Source organism: Proteus sp. CA142267 (genome assembly GCF_003336825.1).
GTDB lineage: Bacteria > Pseudomonadota > Gammaproteobacteria > Enterobacterales > Enterobacteriaceae > Proteus > Proteus terrae.
Map to the genome: position 1 here is coordinate 1 of NZ_QPMG01000009.1, position 17,180 is coordinate 17,180.

The following is a 17,180-nucleotide window of genomic DNA, read 5'->3' on the forward strand; positions in this document are numbered from 1 at the left end:
ACATACTTATGTATGCTCCTAGCGACTCGCTCACTTGTCGCCTAGCTACACCTCGAATTATTTCGAGCATCTGTTTGCATTTATTTAAGTTGTAGCGTTGTTGGTTTTGTTTAGCGATATCACTATTAAAATTAAGCGGGCAGTGCTCTTAATAAAGCAAAAGCTTCTTTTACCCGCTGTTCTGTTACTACAAAGGCGCGTAATACATTGTTATCATCAAAGCCTTTGGCGATAACACCCGATTGTGTTGTATTAATATTCCACGTTAAGTCATTACGAGCAGTTTCACCGGCAAGATGTAGTGGCATTAACGGTGTTTTCACCCGAATAATCATCGACGGTAAATGAAGAGGCGCATTATTTTCGCCCACAAGTGATTTTGCTAAATGCATGGCACTTAATTGTATAGGCTGTAAAAAGGGTAATAAATTACCGTTGATTTGTGCACAATCGCCCAAGGCATAAATATCGCTATTACTGCTTTGCAGATATTCATTCACAATAATCCCACGATCAGTATGCAAACCTGCAAGATGGGCAAGCTCTATATTTGGCGTGAGTCCTGTTGCAGCAATAACACAATCAACGGTTAATTGATGATGTCGATTAAATGTCGCTAAAATACCGTTGTCGGTTTGTGCTAATGACTGTAATGGTGATTTCAGCATTAATCGCACACCAATTTCAGTGAGGCTAGATTGCAAGCGTCCACTGAGATCGGAGGGGATCAGGGAAGATAATAATTGTCCTGAAATATCTGCAAGGATCACTTCTTTACCTGCCCGACTAAAGTCCATCGCTAATTCAGTACCAATTAAACCCGCACCTAAAATTAATACGCGCTTAGCTTGATGAATTTGTGCTTCATAAGTTCGATATTCTTGTTGGCTATTAAGCGTAAACATTAACTCATGGCCCGAAATAGCAGGGCAATAAGTTTTAGCGCCAGTCGCTAATACTAATTTATCGTAATACCATTGCTCACCTTGAGTGCTCTGAATACGTTTTTCATCCGTATTAATATCAACAATTTGTGTATAAGGATAAATGGCTAGTTGATATTGTTGCGCAAAGTCTTCAGCTGTTTGTTTTGTTAGATCATCCGCATTTTGAGCCTGACTAATAACATGGCTTAAATCTGGCTTGTTATATTCATCAATGCTGTCTGAGGCAATGAGGGTAATGGGAATATCTGCATTAAATTTGCGAATATTTTTGACTAATTGGCGCGCGGCAAACCCCGCACCAATAATAACAATCCCATTATTGAGAAGATCTGTACTCATTTTGCCTCCTTTGCAAGCGCATCAAAGACATCTTTTCCTAATGAGCATTCAGGGCATAAGAAGCTATCAGGTACTTCACTCCATGGTGTATTAGGTTGAACGTTTTGCATTGGTTCACCTACTGCTGGATCGTAAATCCATTGGCATACACTACATTGCATACGTGGACCTAAATCGATAGCTTCAACACTTGTGGTAACTTCAGGTTGTGATGAGGTTGTACAACAAGATTGGGTCGCAGGAAGTGGCGCTAAAGCCCATTGACGTGCAATTTCACGGCCATACTCACGACAAATCTCTTGTGCTTGCATGTCTGGACGCCATTTGGTTTTTAGCGCTAGTGCGGTTTCAAATCCAGCATCCATCAAGCGGGTTTGAATGCGGTCAACGGCACCACCATTCCAACCATAACTCCCAAAGGCAGCAGCTTTCTTATTACGAAAACGTAAGCCTGTCATCTCTTCAAGCATGGCGGCAATTTTTGGCATCATGACATTATTCATTGTTGATGAACCAACAAGTACACCTTTAGAACGAAATGCACTGGTGATAATGTCATTTTTATCACTTTTGGCGACGTTATAGCTTTTTACAAACACGTTAGGATCAATTTCATTGATACCTTGTGCAATGGCATCTGCCATCATACGGGTATTGTTAGACATGGTGTCATAGAAAATAGTGATGCGGTCTTCTTGATAGTCTGCTGCCCATTTTAGATATAATTCAACGATTTGTGTTGGATTATCACGCCATACCACGCCATGAGAAGTAGCAATCATATCAACAGGTAAATTGAAGCCTAAAATTTCATTAATTTTTGGTGTCACAAGGCGACTAAATGGCGTCAAAATATTGGCATAATAGCGTTGGCATTGCTCAAATAATTCCGTTTGGTCAACTTCATCGTTAAATAAACGCTCATCACAATAGTGCTGACCAAAGGCATCATTACTAAATAAAATCGCATCACCAGTTAAATAGGTCATCATGCTGTCAGGCCAATGTAGCATTGGCGTTTCAACAAAAATTAGTTGCTTGCCATTGCCAATATCAAGGCTGTCACCTGTTTTAACGATATTAAAATTCCATTCAGGGTGATGGTGGTGACCATTGATTGAATCAATCGCATTTACTGTGCAATAAATCGGGGTATTAGGAATAAAAGACATCAGCTCAGTAAGTGCGCCAGCGTGATCTTCTTCTGCATGATTAATAATAATGTAATCAATCTCTTCCAGATTAATTTGAGCTCGTAAATTTTGCACAAATTCGCGACTAAATTTATGGTCAACTGTATCAATAAGGACATTCTTTTCTTCACGTATTAGGTAGCTGTTATAGCTACTTCCTAATAATGTTTTATATTCAGTGCCATGAAAATCACGAACTTCCCAGTCACGTTGCCCAACCCAATTAACATTATTTTTAACATGAATAGCCATTTTGTATTGTTCCTTCTCATTAATCTTTTCATAGGGATATGTATAGATATAATCAAGAAGCGTGCCAGTTTTTATCTTATTGTTTTAAAATAATTTTTGCTTTTGTGGTGATTTAAATATTGTCAATATGACTATCTTTATCATGTCAAAATGACCATAATAACAGTCATAATGACTATGAGGTGTTTTTATGGGCTTTTCCGTTGATGTGTTGGCTAAAATTGCCATTGAATTACAAAAAGATGTGGGTCATCAAGATAGATTTCAGCGGCTGGTGACTACGCTTCGGCAAGTGCTAAATTGCGATGCAGCTGCGTTGCTTCGTTATGAACCTCATCAATTTATTCCATTGGCCATAGATGGCCTTGTACCTGATGTTTTAGGTCGTCGATTTTTACTTGAAGGGCATCCTCGCCTTGAAACTATCGCGCGTGCAGGGGATGTGGTTCGCTTCCCTGCGGACAGTGATTTACCTGATCCTTATGATGGACTTATCCCAGATAGAGAGCATTTAAAAGTTCATGCATGTGTGGGATTACCATTATTTGCTGGGCAAGATTTAATTGGTACGTTAACACTTGATGGAATGGACCCTCATCAGTTCGATACTTTTAGTGATGAAGAATTACGTTTAATTGCGGCATTAACCTCTGGTGCATTAAATAATGCGTTATTGATTGAGCAACTCGAAAATCAAAATATGTTATTTACGCCAACCAATACGTTTAAGCCCACAGTAAAAACAGAAATTATTGGTTTATCACCTTCGATGATGCAACTGAAAAAAGAGATAGAAATTGTTGCACCCGCAGATATGAATATCTTAGTGAGTGGTGAAACAGGAACCGGTAAAGAGCTGGTGGTAAAAGCCATTCATGAAATGTCTAATCGTGCAGATAATCCGTTAGTCTATTTAAATTGCGCGGCACTTCCTGAGAGTGTGGCAGAAAGTGAATTATTTGGGCATGTGAAGGGGGCTTTTACCGGCGCAATTAGCCATCGTAGTGGTAAATTTGAAATGGCAGATAACGGAACTTTATTTCTTGATGAGATAGGGGAGTTATCATTATCACTTCAGGCCAAATTACTGCGGGTCTTACAATATGGCGATATTCAACGTATTGGTGATGATCGTAATTTACGCGTTAATGTACGTGTATTAGCGGCAACGAATCGTGATTTATGGGAAGAGGTATTAGCGGGAAATTTCCGTGCCGATCTTTTCCATCGTTTAAGTATTTTTCCTTTGCATGTTCCACCATTACGAGAAAGAGATGAAGATATTTTGCTATTAGTGGGTTATTTCTGCGAGCAATATCGTCAGCGTTTTAATCTCACGCAGGTGATTATTAGTCCTGAATTACGCCTTTATTTATTACACTATTCTTGGCCAGGTAATGTGCGTGAATTAGAACATACTATTCACCGAGCAATTATTTTAGCAAGAGCTGGAAATAAAACCGATAGCCTTATTTTACAAGTTAGTCATTTTGCTTTAGGGGCTGAAAATCCAGTTCACTCTGCTTCTCAAACATTACCTTCTGAAGAAAAGAATTTAAAAGAAGCAACGGATGAATTTCAGCGGGATTTGATTAAACAAGCATTGCTACGTAATAACCAAAATTGGGCGGCAACGGCGCGAGAATTATCACTCGATCCAGCTAACTTACGCCGTTTAACAAAACGCTTAGGATTAAAGTTGTCATAATTTAAAAAGAGAATGTCTTAAACGAAAAAAGGTAATTTGGGTGCGTGGTCCAAATTACCTTAAATAATTATGTTAGGATGATAAGTTGTTAATAAATTTCTATTTTCTGAATGCGTTCACCGTGATGGTTACCAGTTCTGTTAACGTGCTATAAAATTGGCTATACCCACTCATTTTTAATTTATTTAAATAGTGAGGTAGCCATGTGGTCAAATGAAGGGATAATAATTCATTAACTGCTTCTTCTCTGTTTTCCGATGCCAATACCGCTGCTTGAAATAACATCAAGCCGATATGATCAACAGGCTCCGGAAAAGGCGTGTTTACTTTTAAACGTTCCCGTTTTAAAAACTCACTCAGTGCAAGGGTAGAATCTCCTTGTAATAAGCCCTCAGGATCTAAATAGACTGAACCCCAAGGAGGAGCTGGTAATGCATTAGGGCCCACAAAAAGATTTTGCCATTGGGTTTTTAATTGCTCTGTATCGATAGAAACAGAATCAATTAAACGTTCACACAAGCGGTTTTCAATTTTACAAGGCCACTGTGCGGCAAAATCTCTAGTTTTAAAAAAGTTGAGTGCAGTTTTATTGGTGTCATCATCTGGTGGGAATAAATAACAAATTCCCAATAAATTAAATGCAGCCGCATAATAAGAGAGTCTGCTCATAATTTTTGATACTTCCTTAAACAAACCCCAATTAATGAGGTTTGTTTTTTTATTATTTAAACAACAAGCTCAATTACAATTAGTGAATTGAGTAGAAAACATAACGCAACATAAAGTCAGCGATAATCGCGATAACGCAGCCAAGTACAAAAATAGACTCAGTTGGTTTACCTTGATTTTTAGGGGCTAGGAATTTCACTAAACTATAGCCACAAGCCAATACTGCAAAGGTTGCTAAGATCCAGCATGTAGTACGTAACGAACCAATGGAGTAATACACTTGAATAGGTGATAACGGGAATGTCACCGATTTTTGGCTATATAACGTGCTAGTTAAATATTGCTCATAAAAAGGTTGATACAGTAATCGACCCATTAAGCTAAATGCCATTATTCCCCATAATTGCCATTTCCAGCGCATTGGGAAAGAGTTTTGTGGTATTTCAATACCTAACTTACTTCCTATGCGTTGTAGTGTTTTGATCAGCAAAAAGAAAATAGCCGCACCAAGCGTTAGCATCGTGCCAAAGAACATCACGTAAGTATTAGGATCCATCCATGTCAAAATGGAGGTATGGCGATAAATCGATGCCATACAATAAATATCAAATAGCCCAATCAGAATACTGGTACTTAATAGCAGCATTGAGAGTTTGCGAGTGCGCCAGAGCCATAAAAAGGTTAATCCTAGGCAACCGACAAAAATAGCAGTGACGGCAACTTCACGGCTTAACCAAGCAGAAAAAATATTCCTAATGGCATTAGGAGCATTTAATGGCACACCTAAGTGAGTAATTGAAGCGATAGAGCCTAAACCCGCTAATCCACAAATAACAAATAAGGCTAACAGCATAAAGCGATAGTAGCTTTCTGCATTGAGATAATGAGAAAGGCGATGAGCAAAAAGCCCTGTTGTTAGCGCAAGACCGATGGTCGCATTCATCATAAATGTGAAGATTAATAATGACCATTCATTCATTTTCTTTCTCCCTTATTATTAATTCCGTCATTATTGGCACCCTGATGTGGGTTAATAACAAGGTTTGGGTGCGTTATTTCAGGGGAAGGTAAACCTGTGACATAATCTAAATCGCCATAGCGTTCACGCAATTCATCAATAGGACCAAATTGGATCGCACCTAGCGGACAAGTCGCAACACAAACGGGTTGTTCACCTTTTTGCTGTAAATCGATGCAAAAGTCGCATTTTGACATCTGTTTGGTTTCTGGATTCATTTGTGGCGCGCCATAAGGGCAAGACCACGCACAAGCACCACAACCAACACATTTGTCTGTATCTACCATGACGATACCGTCGCCTTCACGCTTATGCATTGCTGTTGTTGGGCAGTTTTTAACGCAAATTGGGTCATCACAATGATTACAAGAGATAGATAACGTGTAAGCAAAGACATTATTGACCAGCGCACCTTTAGGATTGCGAGTATAACCGCCACCCGTGATTTCATAGACACGACGAAATTTGCGTCCAACATCGAGGTTGTTTTTATCTTTACAAGCAACCTGACACGCCTTACAACCTGAACAGCGAGCGCTGTCGATATAAAACCCTAACTGTTTGTTGCTCACAGCGGGATAAACGATAAATTTACTCATGCTTTTGCTACCTCGACCAATAATGTTTGGTGAGCATTGCCGTGTGCCATTGCGGTGCTACGGGATGATGTTAATACGTTGGCACATCCACCTTGATCTATGCCTTTTGCATCTGGTTGCCACCAAGCACCTGCTTGCAAGGCGACGACACCAGGCATAATTCGTTGTGTTAATTTGACGGGAACCATCGTGATCCCACGATCGTTATATACTTTGACTTTCTCGCCTTCTTTGATGTTTCTATCTTGAGCATCTAACGGGTTTAACCAGAGTTCTTGGCGCTGTACTTCTTGCAGCCAAGGGTTGGCAAATTGCGTTGAGTTTGCACGGTTACGCCCTTTCCATGTGATAAGTTGTAGCGGGAATTTATCTGTTAACGTGTCTTCAGGGCCCTCAATGGCGGGTACATAATGAGAGAGCGCAGGAATATCGACATTATTCATGTCATATAAACGCTTAGAGAAAATTTCAATTTTGCCCGATGGCGTTGGGAATGGATTATTCTCGATATCTTGGATATTTTTCTCAAACGCCACATTTTGAGTATGTGGACGATGTTTTAATAGATGACGACGTTTAACTAACAACTCTTTAAAGGTTGGAATACCGTCTTCAGGGCGTTTAACACTCGCATCATCGACTAAATATTCAATCCAATCGCGATCAGTCTCTTTACCTTCGCTAAATTGCTCACCTACACCTAATTTATCGGCAACTTCTCGTAACCAATCGTAGTCAGTACGACGCTCAAATTCAGGCTCAATAACTTTTTCAGAAAGAATAATGTAGTCGCCATAGCTCCATGTACCACCGATATTCCAGCGTTCTAAGAAGCTGGTTTCTGGCAGTAAAATATCGGCGTATTTTGCACTTGGGGTTAAATAGAGATCACTACAAACGATAAATTCTACTTTTGATTCATCTTCAAGTACTTTTGCGGCATGAAGAATATCGGTATTTTGGTTTGTCATGTAGTTACCTGCCATTGAGAAAATCATCTTGATTTCAGTATCAAGCTTCTCGGCGTTCAGTAACCCATTTTGTGGCGTGACTAAATTTTTATCTTCACACGCTTGTACCCAGTTGGTGATATTGATTTTCGCTTTTACTGGGTTAGTTAATAGGCTTGGCCCTGCAATGGTTTTACGCAATTCAGAGTTTAAAGCCATACCATAGCCGGCAGCCCAACCACCACGAACACCCACATTACCAGTGATAGTCGCAAGTAATGTCGCACCACGCGCCGTCCGTTCACCACAAATATGACGTTGAGGACCCCAACCTTGCATTAATGCAGCCGGTTTTGTCGATGCGTATTCACGAGCTAGCTGTTTAATAGTATCAGCCGGCACTTTAGTGATGGATTCAGCCCATTCAGGGGTTTTCTTAACACCATCTTTTTTACCCATTAAATAGGCAACTAAAGACTCATTTTCACCCACACCTTCAGGCATTTGGTGTTCATCAAAGCCAACTGTGTATTTATCGATAAAGGCTTGATCGTGTAGATTTTCGCTTACGATGACATACATCATCGCATCCATCATGGCGTTATCCGTTGTTGGCAATAACGGGATCCATTGATCAGCTAAAGAAGAAGCGGTATCTGAATAACGCGGGTCAACGACAATAAATTTAGTGCCGTTTTTCTTCATTTTTTGGAAGAAATGGTTTGAATGACCAAAAATAGTTTCGTTAGGGTTATGACCCCATAAAATCACAAGAGGGGTATTTTCTAACGTATCGAGTGTGCTACCACTGGCGGCTGTACCGTAAGTATAAGGGGTGACCGCAAGGGTATTACCGTTACTGACTGAGTGATAGTTTTCCAAAAAACCGCCTGTGATATTAAACAGACGACGTAACATATTTGCACCAGAGAAAATACCACCAGTAACACCGGTACTTAAGCTGACAAAGCGAGATGCTGGACCATATTGCTGGTTAATACGTTGCATATTTTGCGCAATAAGGGTGGTTGCTTCTTCCCAAGTGATGCGTTCAAATTTGCCTTCGCCACGTTTACCAACGCGTTTCATTGGGTATTTTAAACGGTCTGGATGATAGACAAATTTACGATAACCACGGCCTCGTACACAGGCACGCATAATTGGTATTTCTTCATCTAAATCAGCATCTGGGCGAGTGCTAATACGGGTAACTTTGCCATCTTTTACATGGGCACGAATGTCACATTTACCGCCACAGTCAAAGCTACTACAAGTTGAAACAACGCGCTCACCCTCTTCGGTTATTATTGATTTTACTGGGATAGTGTTGTCTGTTGTCGCAGCAAAAGAGTTTGATGCGAGAAAAGGAAGGGTGACTAATGCTGAGCTCGCTTGAATAAAGTGACGGCGGCTAACATCGTTGAGAATGCTCTTTGTATCACTATCGTGATCGGACTGATTGCTCATAATGAACTCTACCTTAAACATAATAGGCGGATCCCGATATACCCGATACTTGATATAAAGAATGTGCGTGATTTTTCTAGGCTATGAATAAAGGGAATGTCTGGTATCCGCTGCATTATTATTGAATGCATAGATAATTGCAGAAGGCTCGAAATAACCTCTGCGAGAGGGATAATAGTTGATTAATCTTTTGCCAACATTCTAAAACCAGACAATGACATTCGAATTTCAGCCTATTTATTAGGAGTGTTAAAAGCTCGTTTTTTGATTGTTAATAGGGTTTGTTAAATAGATATCAAGAAGGTTGAAATTTCACATAAGGTGCTTTCATTATTTATTTAAATGCATAACGATTTTAATTATATAGGCCATTATTTGCTAGTGTGTAGGGTGTGGGATAACTGCTATATTAAAAGAACGAAGATAAACAGAGAGTGACCCAAATCGTGAGAAATGTACCTTTAAAAAGCGTTGATTCACTCGACCGAGATGTTATTGCGCTGGGTACAGACTATTTGCCCAATACGTTGTTAGAAACGCATCAACATCGTCGAGCCCAATTTTTATACCCTGCAACGGGTTTAATTGAAGTGAGTACAGATGATGGCGAGTGGGTTATTCCACCGTCTTGTGGTGTGTGGATCCCACCAGAAACTGGGCATGAAACTCGTATGTTAGATGTGAGCACTCGAAGCTTGTATATCGAGCCTTCCGCAGCCCCTCGTCATAGCAAACAATGTGAGGTTGTCAGTGTTTCCCCTCTTTTTCGTCAACTCTTGCTTGAAGCTGTAGATGTGCCTGCAGAATATGATAAAAAAGGACGAGATGGCCTTTTAATGCAGCTAATCTTATGCGAATTAGCGAAAGCAAAACCGTTACCGTTTTTTGCACCTATTCCACAAGACAGCAAATTAGCTAAATTATGTCGTGATTTTATTCGCAACCCAAAAATAGATTCTTTACCCCAACAATGGGCAGATAAATTACATAAAAGTGAGCGCTCTTTTAGCCGTTTTTTCCGCCAACAAACAGGAATGTCATTTTCACAATGGCGACAACAAGTCTGTTTATTGAATTCATTAACACAAATCTTATCAGGACGTGGTATTACTGAAATTGCCTTTGATTTGGGTTATAACAGCGCTGGTTCATTCTCGACGATGTTTAAAAAACAGATGGGACAATCGCCTTCTCACTTTAGTATGGATGCTCTGGATATCGATAGGTTTTAGTTGAGTACGCTACCGTTATAAAAAACGCGCCGCTTAGACGCGTTTATTTTGCAAAAATCACTCCATAATTTAAGCTATTTTTGTCCTTACGGAATTATGCAAGCAATAAGGCAGAACCACTAAGCTAAGTGCGGTAATAATTGCTGTCGCGGTTAGTACCACGAAAAAAGCATTATCAAAAGCTAAATTTGCTTGAGATATCACAAGAGAAGCCATGTCATTTGGTAATTTCTCTGCCACAATCAACGCTTCATCTAAACTGTCATATACTGCATCATCAATGGTTAATGAGTCTGGTAACATCAGTTTTAAGGTGTATACCGTACTCATCAAACTGCCCATAAATGTCACGCCAATCACACTACCGAGCTCATAAGCTACATCTTCAATGGATGCCGCCATTCCCGCTTGTCTATCTGCCACACTCAACATAATTGACGTCGATGCGGTGGTAAAAATAATACCTAAACCAAAGCCGATTAAGAATAAGCTGCCGATTAATACCATTGGAGATGTTGTTTGATAAACGGCAACTAGCCACAGATTTCCCACTAAAGTCAGCATAAATCCGGCAATAATTAAGCGAATTTCTCCTAAACGCACCAAGAAATAACCAGCCAATGGAGATGCCAGCACAGAGCCAATAGGAATGGGCAAAATCACCAACGCTGCATTAAGTGGGGTAAAACCTGCGACAAGCTGTAAGCGTTGGCTGAGCAGTAATTCAATACCCACAATGATCACCATAGAAAGCACAGCCATTAAAATACCGATACTAAAAAAGCGGTTTTTAAATAGCCCAAAATCAATCATTGGGTGAGTTTGTTTACGCTGACGTAAGGTAAATAGAGTGAGAAAGATCACGGCAATGACTGTGGCAATCGTGGCTTCACTCCACTGTGTATAAGGTTTTCCTATCTCTTTTAAGGCATAAATGGCGCTGATCAAACCCACTAAAATCAGTACTGAGCTTAAATAATCAATTTTATGATCACCATGTCCTGAAAACTTAGGGATAAGCCAAAAAGAAAACGGTAGTACAAAAAGAACAATGGGAACGTTAATTAAAAAGACGGAGCCCCACCAAAAGTTATTTAATAAAATACCACCAATCAAGGGCCCTAACGCCGCACCGCCAGAGGCAACTGCAGACCAAATACCAATTGCAATAGCACGCTCTTGTGGATCGCTAAAAACTTGGCGCACTATTGATAGTGTTGCTGGCATACTCATTGCTGCACCCACGGCTAGAAAACCGCGTGAAGCAATTAAAGCAGTAGCCGAAGGTGAAAATGCCGCACACAATGAAGCGAGTGCAAATAGCGGTAATCCACTAATAAATAATGTTTTATGACCAATCCTATCTGTGAGCATACCTGCTGCGGGTAATAATCCAGCAACAATTAATGGATAGGCATTCATTATCCAAAGTTTTTCTGATGCACTTGCGTTTAAATCATGAGTTAAACGTGGTAATGCGGTATAAAGCACTGTTACATCAACAACAATGAGAAACAGCATGCTAGATACCAAAAGTAATACTATCCAACGTTTATAATCTTTTATCATAGAAGTCTCAGTTATTTTTATGTGTATTATTTTTACTAGCGGCTGTAATATAAATCCATACGATCGTATTGAAAAGAGGTTTTTTTTATGGGACGTCAAAGAACCATTGATAGAGAAAAACTGCTAGAAGCTATCTTCGACATTGTGATGGAGCAAGGCGCAGCAGCGTTAACGATTGATACTGTTGCAAAAAAAATGGGGATCTCAAAAGGGGGCGTTCAATACTGCTTTAGCAGTAAAGAGGCAATGATTGATGCAATGTTTGATTTCTGGGAAGAGAGTTATGAAGCTCAATTTAACAAGATAGTTGAAAGTGATAATTCCCCTGACAATCGTGTTGCTGCACATATCCATGCCACCCATCATCACGATAAAGTCTCTTTTGCCAAAGGCGCGAGTTTGATGGCGGCATTGCTACAAACCCCAGAATATCTACAAAGTACTAAAGAGTGGTATCAACAACGATTAGCGGGTGTAGATACGACAACAGAAGCGGGAAAACGTGCACGATTGGCATTTTTAGCGACAGAAGGCACCTTTTTACTGCGTTATTTTGGATTGATGGATATTGATGATAATGAATGGCAATCTATCTTTGAAGATATTGATTCAGAGTTACTTCAGCAAGGGAAAAAGCAATAAAAAAGCACGCTGTTAATGAGAAGAACAACATGCTTTTTATTGAAGATAATCGGCTAAATGGCATTAGTAATACATAGCAATTAGCTTATTATCGAGCTCTTTAACGTCAACGGGTGTGTCGAAAATATCTTCGATAATATCCGCTTTCATGATCTCTTTGGGTGAACCGTGATAATACAATTGTCCGTTACGCATAGCTAAAATATAGTCAGAGTAAACAGAGGCAAAATTGATATCATGAATAACGATAATAATGGTTTTTCCTAATTCATCTGCGGCTTTTCGCAGAAGTTTCATCATTATTACCGCATGTTTCATATCAAGATTATTCAGTGGTTCATCAAGCATGACATATTCAGTATCTTGACATAGCACCATAGCAACATAGGTACGCTGACGTTGCCCACCCGATAATTCATCTAGATAGCGATGACGAAATTCAGTCAGATTTAAAAAGGCGAGTGACTCATCGATCACTTTTTTATCATCAAGCGTTAAACGCCCTTTGCTGTAGGGATAACGCCCAAAACCGACTAATTCTTCTACGGTTAAACGGCTAACAAACTGGTTTTCTTGGCGCAATATTGAGAGATTTTTTGCAAGAACATCACTATTAGTTGCAGCAACATCCATACCGTTAACGCTTACCATGCCACTTTCAGGAAGTAATAAACGTCCAATAACAGAAAGTAGTGTGGATTTACCCGCGCCATTAGGGCCAATGATCGAAGTAATACCGCCACGCTGAATTGTTGTTGTTATATTATCGAGAACGGTTGTATCTTGATAACGTTTTGATATTTTGCTGATTTCAATCATATTAAAGTCTTCTTAACACCAAATAGATAAAGAACATCCCACCAACAAACTCAATCACAACAGAAAGTGTTCCTGTCATTTTTAAGCCATACTCTAAAACCAGTTGCCCACCGATTAAGGCGATAGTACCTAGTAGGAAGGCGACAGGCATCAAGAAACGGTGCTGACTGCTACCACTGATATGATAAGCAAGATTAGCCACAATTAAACCTAAGAAGGTTAACGGGCCAACTAATGCGGTAGATACCGCAACTAAAACAGAAATCAGCAACAGGATATAAGTGGTCTGTTTGCGGTAATTAATACCAAGGTTAATGGCGTTCGCTTGCCCTAATGCCATCACATCAAAGCTATAACGCATACGCCAAAGTAAAACACCAACAACCACAATAATCGCTAAGGCACAAAAGATAAGATCAGGCGTGGCACGGGTGAAGGTGGCAAACATGCGACCTTGTAAGATGGAAAACTCATTGGGGTCCATCAAGCGTTGTAATAATGTGGCGGAACTGCGAAATAGAGTCCCTAAAATAATCCCAATCATTAGGACTAAATTAATGTTAAAGCGTACAGAGCTAAACAGCCAACGGTAGAGCATAACGGAAAATAGCACGAGCAATGTCGATTCTAAGAAGAACTTTGATAGGTTCAGCATCCACGATGCAGGCATATCTCCTTCAAAGAAAACAAACACGGTCTGTAGCAATACAAACAGGGCTTCTAACCCCATAAGTGAAGGTGTCAAAATACGGTTATTCGCGATAGTTTGGAACAGTATTGTGGAAACACCAGCGGCAAACGCCACCACAATCATGGTGAGAATAATGTAAGCACGGTGAGTCAGAATATAAGAGATATTGCCGTTTAGGTTTATCGTCATAAATAACACAATGGATAATAACGATACCCCTAATAATAACCAGATACGAGACATGGGTGAGAGGCGCGTTTTCTTATGTTCGACAGCGCCAGTACATTTGCTAATTATGGATGAATTAACTTTTTGCATAACGTTGCTGCTTGAGTAGTAAGAAAAGGAAAATAATGGCACCCACTGCCCCTAAGATAACACTGGCAGGAATTTCAAATGGATAACGAATAAGGCGACCAATCACATCACACAGTAAAACAATCGCGCCGCCACTTAAGCAAACCCAAGGGATAGTTTTACGGATATTATCCCCCATCACTAAGCTCACTAAATTGGGCACAATCAAACCTAGGAAAGGCAATGCACCAACAACAGAAACCACAACACCACTGATTAGCGCGATAATCGATAACCCTATTATCATTACTTTGCGGTAATTCAGCCCCACGTTAATAGAGAACTCTCGCCCCATTCCAGCCACAGTAAAGCTATCAGCAACCCAACATGCCATTAACGCAAGAGCACCGACAAGCCATAAAAGCTCATAGCGGCCTTGTAATACACTTGAAAAATCGCCACTTGTCCATGCGTCTAAAGATTGCAATAAATCGAAATAAACGGCTAAAAAGATAGTCAACGCACCGATAACAGCGCTAAGCATAATCCCCACTAAAGGCACTATTAATGTCGTTTTTAAGGTGATCCTTTGCAGAAGTAACATAAACAACAAAGTACCAAGCAGGGCAAAAACAGTGGCGACCATCATTTTGGTGAAGATGCCTGCCGCTGGAAAGAGCAGCATAACGACTAATAATCCAAGGCTTGCAGATTGTGTTGTTCCAGCAAGAGAAGGTTCGACAAAGCGATTTTGAGTGAGCAGTTGCATGATTAAGCCAGCAACACTAATGGCACCACCGGCGAGTAATAATGACAGGGTTCTTGGAACGCGGCTGATAAAGAAGATATCGCGCATATCGGGATCAGAAAAAAGCGAAGCAGGAGTAATATCTCCTGCGCCGACAAATAGACTGATCATTGAGAGGATAGCGATAACCCCTATCCCCAATGATAAATGGAACGTTTTCATTCAGTTACTTTATTTTTTTTGATCCAATGCCTGATTAATTGTATCCATTAAACGAGAGTAAGTTTGGATCCCGCCAGAGATATAAATGGAACTTGCATCAAGATAGATAACTTGGTCTTTATTCCAAGCATTTACTTTTCTTACCAGCGCATTATCAAGGACTTGTTGGGCTGGTTGTGAATCTTCACGACCAATTGCTGCATCACGGTCAATAACAAACATCCAATCTGGGTTCAGTTTTAACAGTAATTCAGAGTTAACGATGTTGCCGTGTGAACCTGGGCTATCAAAAACATAAGCCGGTTCAAAACCTAATACATCATAGATAAAGCCAAAGCGAGAGCTTGGGCCATAAGCAGAAATTTTACCGCCACTGACTAAAACCACCATTGCTTTACCTGCATCTGGTGTTTTGGCTTTTACGGTATCAATTTTGCTATGGAAATCAGCCAGTAATTTTTTGGCTTGTTCTTCTTTGCCAAAAATTTGACCTAATGTTGTGGTGCGTTCAGCAAGGCTTTCAACGAAACGCTTCGGATCGATATCCATTGAAATCGCAGGTGCAATTTCACTTAATTTTGCATACGCATCACGAGCACGGCTACCACTTAAAATTAAATCAGGCGCTGTTGTGCTGAGCTTTTCATAGTTTGGCTCGAATAAAGCACCTTCATTGATATAGTCGTTCGGATTGGTGTATTTCTCTAAGAATTTTGGTAAATGAACATTCGTTTGTGGAAGACCAACAATAGAAACACCCAATGCATCAATAATATCGAGGGTTTCCATATTCATCACAACCACTTTTTGTGGATGTGCAGGGATTTCAGTTGTCCCTTGGAAGTGTTCAATCGTGAGAGTTTGTTTCTCTGCTGATTGTGCTGTTGATGTGTCTTGAGCGTTATCACAACCAGTGATAACAAGTGAAGAAAGCAGTAAAACCAGTGGGCTTAATGACTTTTTAAACATTCTCTTTCCCATATTGTTGCAACACGAAATAACACGGATCTTTACAGCAGTGGCCTAAATGTCGATCCACAAAAAAGACGATAATACCATCAAAAGTATAAAGAGTAATGATACTAATTCACATTCTCATAATAATAAAGGATTAACTTGACTAAAATGGCGAAATTTTGCGAGTGGTCATAGTTGTAAATGGAAAAGACAAATTTCGTGACGTGAAAGAACTCTTCAGATTATTTGCTCAATTTGTGAAGAGTGTCAAAAGAGTAGGTCAAGGAGAGACAATTCTTAACCTATAAGAAATATCGTTAACTAGTATCATTGCGTATACTTCATTCAAGCAGAAACAATCCTTATTTTAATCTTACTTCGGTTTCTGTACTGACACAGTAATGAATACACAAGAGAAAGCCTTGTTATCTCTAGGGTAAATCGTTGCCAACTCAAGAGGGTTTTATGCAAAAGAAATATATTTACTTATTTTGTTCTGCTGGCATGTCAACATCTCTTCTCGTGACCAAAATGCGAGCACAAGCAGAAAAATATGAAGTGCCTGTGGTTATTGAAGCATTTCCTGAAACCTTAGCAGCACAAAAAGGACAGGATGCAGATCTGATTTTACTTGGTCCACAAATTAGCTGGATGTTGCCTGATATCCAAAAATTGCTTCCTAATAAACCGGTCGAAGTGATCGATTCTTTGTTATACGGAAAAGTAGATGGCTTAGGTGTGTTAAAAGCCGCTGTCGCCTCTATTAAAAAAGCATCTGCAACAACAAATTAATTTTATTTTTTATTTTTTATTTTTTTATTATTTCTATTCCAGTCAAAGAGCGAATTTTTCAGCAAGCCG

Annotated in this window: 15 protein-coding genes; 4 read left to right on the top strand and 11 right to left on the bottom strand. The window is 39.8% G+C overall.

The genetic code is table 11. From position 1 onward, the window contains the following. Positions 1-131 precede the first annotated feature (131 nt). Together norW and norV are read right to left on the bottom strand one after the other, a co-directional pair. On the bottom strand, positions 132-1,286 hold the full coding sequence (gene norW / locus C0T34_RS13990) for an NADH:flavorubredoxin reductase NorW (RefSeq protein ID WP_109850339.1): 1,155 nt from the start codon (positions 1,284-1,286) through the stop codon (positions 132-134). Then, a complete protein-coding gene (gene norV, locus C0T34_RS13995) occupies positions 1,283-2,731 on the bottom strand; it encodes an anaerobic nitric oxide reductase flavorubredoxin (protein ID WP_109850340.1) in 1,449 nt (482 codons plus the stop codon). Before norV ends, norW begins: the two co-directional genes overlap by 4 nt. Before the next feature lie 190 nt (positions 2,732-2,921). Here norV and norR point away from each other — a divergent pair, with 190 nt between their 5' ends. Continuing rightward, a complete protein-coding gene (gene norR, locus C0T34_RS14000; RefSeq protein WP_098941609.1) occupies positions 2,922-4,439 on the top strand; it encodes a nitric oxide reductase transcriptional regulator NorR in 1,518 nt (505 codons plus the stop codon). 99 nt (positions 4,440-4,538) lie between these two features. Here the strand turns inward: norR and dmsD are convergent, their stop codons facing one another. From dmsD to C0T34_RS14020, 4 genes are all read right to left on the bottom strand, one after another. After that, positions 4,539-5,108 (bottom strand): Tat proofreading chaperone DmsD, encoded by a 570-nt coding sequence (gene dmsD, locus C0T34_RS14005; protein WP_109850341.1) that lies wholly within the window; start codon positions 5,106-5,108, stop codon positions 4,539-4,541. 79 nt (positions 5,109-5,187) lie between these two features. Continuing rightward, a complete protein-coding gene (locus C0T34_RS14010; RefSeq protein ID WP_098941611.1) occupies positions 5,188-6,087 on the bottom strand; it encodes a DmsC/YnfH family molybdoenzyme membrane anchor subunit in 900 nt (299 codons plus the stop codon). Beyond that, positions 6,084-6,725, bottom strand: a complete 642-nt coding sequence (locus C0T34_RS14015; RefSeq protein ID WP_075673997.1) for a DMSO/selenate family reductase complex B subunit — start codon at positions 6,723-6,725, stop codon at positions 6,084-6,086. The genes C0T34_RS14010 and C0T34_RS14015 overlap by 4 nt, the downstream gene beginning before the upstream one ends. Continuing rightward, the gene (locus C0T34_RS14020) at positions 6,722-9,142 is read right to left on the bottom strand and encodes a DMSO/selenate family reductase complex A subunit (RefSeq protein WP_109850342.1); all 2,421 of its coding nucleotides are present in this window, start codon (positions 9,140-9,142) and stop codon (positions 6,722-6,724) included. The genes C0T34_RS14015 and C0T34_RS14020 overlap by 4 nt, the downstream gene beginning before the upstream one ends. Before the next feature lie 446 nt (positions 9,143-9,588). Here C0T34_RS14020 and C0T34_RS14025 point away from each other — a divergent pair, with 446 nt between their 5' ends. Then, a complete protein-coding gene (locus tag C0T34_RS14025; RefSeq protein ID WP_088495979.1) occupies positions 9,589-10,374 on the top strand; it encodes a helix-turn-helix transcriptional regulator in 786 nt (261 codons plus the stop codon). A 69-nt stretch (positions 10,375-10,443) separates the two neighbouring features. On the opposite strand, the gene C0T34_RS14030 is transcribed toward C0T34_RS14025, so the two are convergent. Continuing rightward, positions 10,444-11,943 (bottom strand): MFS transporter, encoded by a 1,500-nt coding sequence (locus C0T34_RS14030; RefSeq protein ID WP_109850343.1) that lies wholly within the window; start codon positions 11,941-11,943, stop codon positions 10,444-10,446. 87 nt (positions 11,944-12,030) lie between these two features. On the opposite strand from C0T34_RS14030, the gene C0T34_RS14035 reads away from it, so the two are divergent. Next, entirely contained in the window at positions 12,031-12,585 is a 555-nt protein-coding gene (locus C0T34_RS14035) for a TetR/AcrR family transcriptional regulator (RefSeq protein ID WP_109850344.1), read from the top strand. Between the two features lie 63 nt (positions 12,586-12,648). On the opposite strand, the gene C0T34_RS14040 is transcribed toward C0T34_RS14035, so the two are convergent. The 4 genes from C0T34_RS14040 to C0T34_RS14055 are packed head-to-tail and all read right to left on the bottom strand — an operon-like array spanning position 12,649 to position 16,331. Then, positions 12,649-13,404: an ATP-binding cassette domain-containing protein gene (locus tag C0T34_RS14040; RefSeq protein ID WP_088494264.1), complete on the bottom strand. Its 756-nt coding sequence runs from the start codon at positions 13,402-13,404 to the stop codon at positions 12,649-12,651. A 1-nt stretch (position 13,405) separates the two neighbouring features. Next, a complete protein-coding gene (locus C0T34_RS14045) occupies positions 13,406-14,413 on the bottom strand; it encodes an iron chelate uptake ABC transporter family permease subunit (RefSeq protein WP_098941615.1) in 1,008 nt (335 codons plus the stop codon). Beyond that, positions 14,400-15,362 carry an iron chelate uptake ABC transporter family permease subunit gene (locus tag C0T34_RS14050; RefSeq protein ID WP_098941616.1) on the bottom strand — a complete coding sequence of 321 codons (963 nt, stop codon included), beginning with the start codon at positions 15,360-15,362 and terminating at the stop codon, positions 14,400-14,402. Before C0T34_RS14050 ends, C0T34_RS14045 begins: the two co-directional genes overlap by 14 nt. 9 nt (positions 15,363-15,371) lie before the next feature. Continuing rightward, positions 15,372-16,331 (bottom strand): siderophore ABC transporter substrate-binding protein, encoded by a 960-nt coding sequence (locus C0T34_RS14055; RefSeq protein ID WP_098941617.1) that lies wholly within the window; start codon positions 16,329-16,331, stop codon positions 15,372-15,374. A 453-nt stretch (positions 16,332-16,784) separates the two neighbouring features. Here C0T34_RS14055 and C0T34_RS14060 point away from each other — a divergent pair, with 453 nt between their 5' ends. Next, complete coding sequence (locus C0T34_RS14060; protein ID WP_069369489.1) at positions 16,785-17,111, top strand: PTS sugar transporter subunit IIB; 327 nt, start codon at positions 16,785-16,787, stop codon at positions 17,109-17,111. The last annotated feature ends 69 nt before the right edge of the window (positions 17,112-17,180 follow it).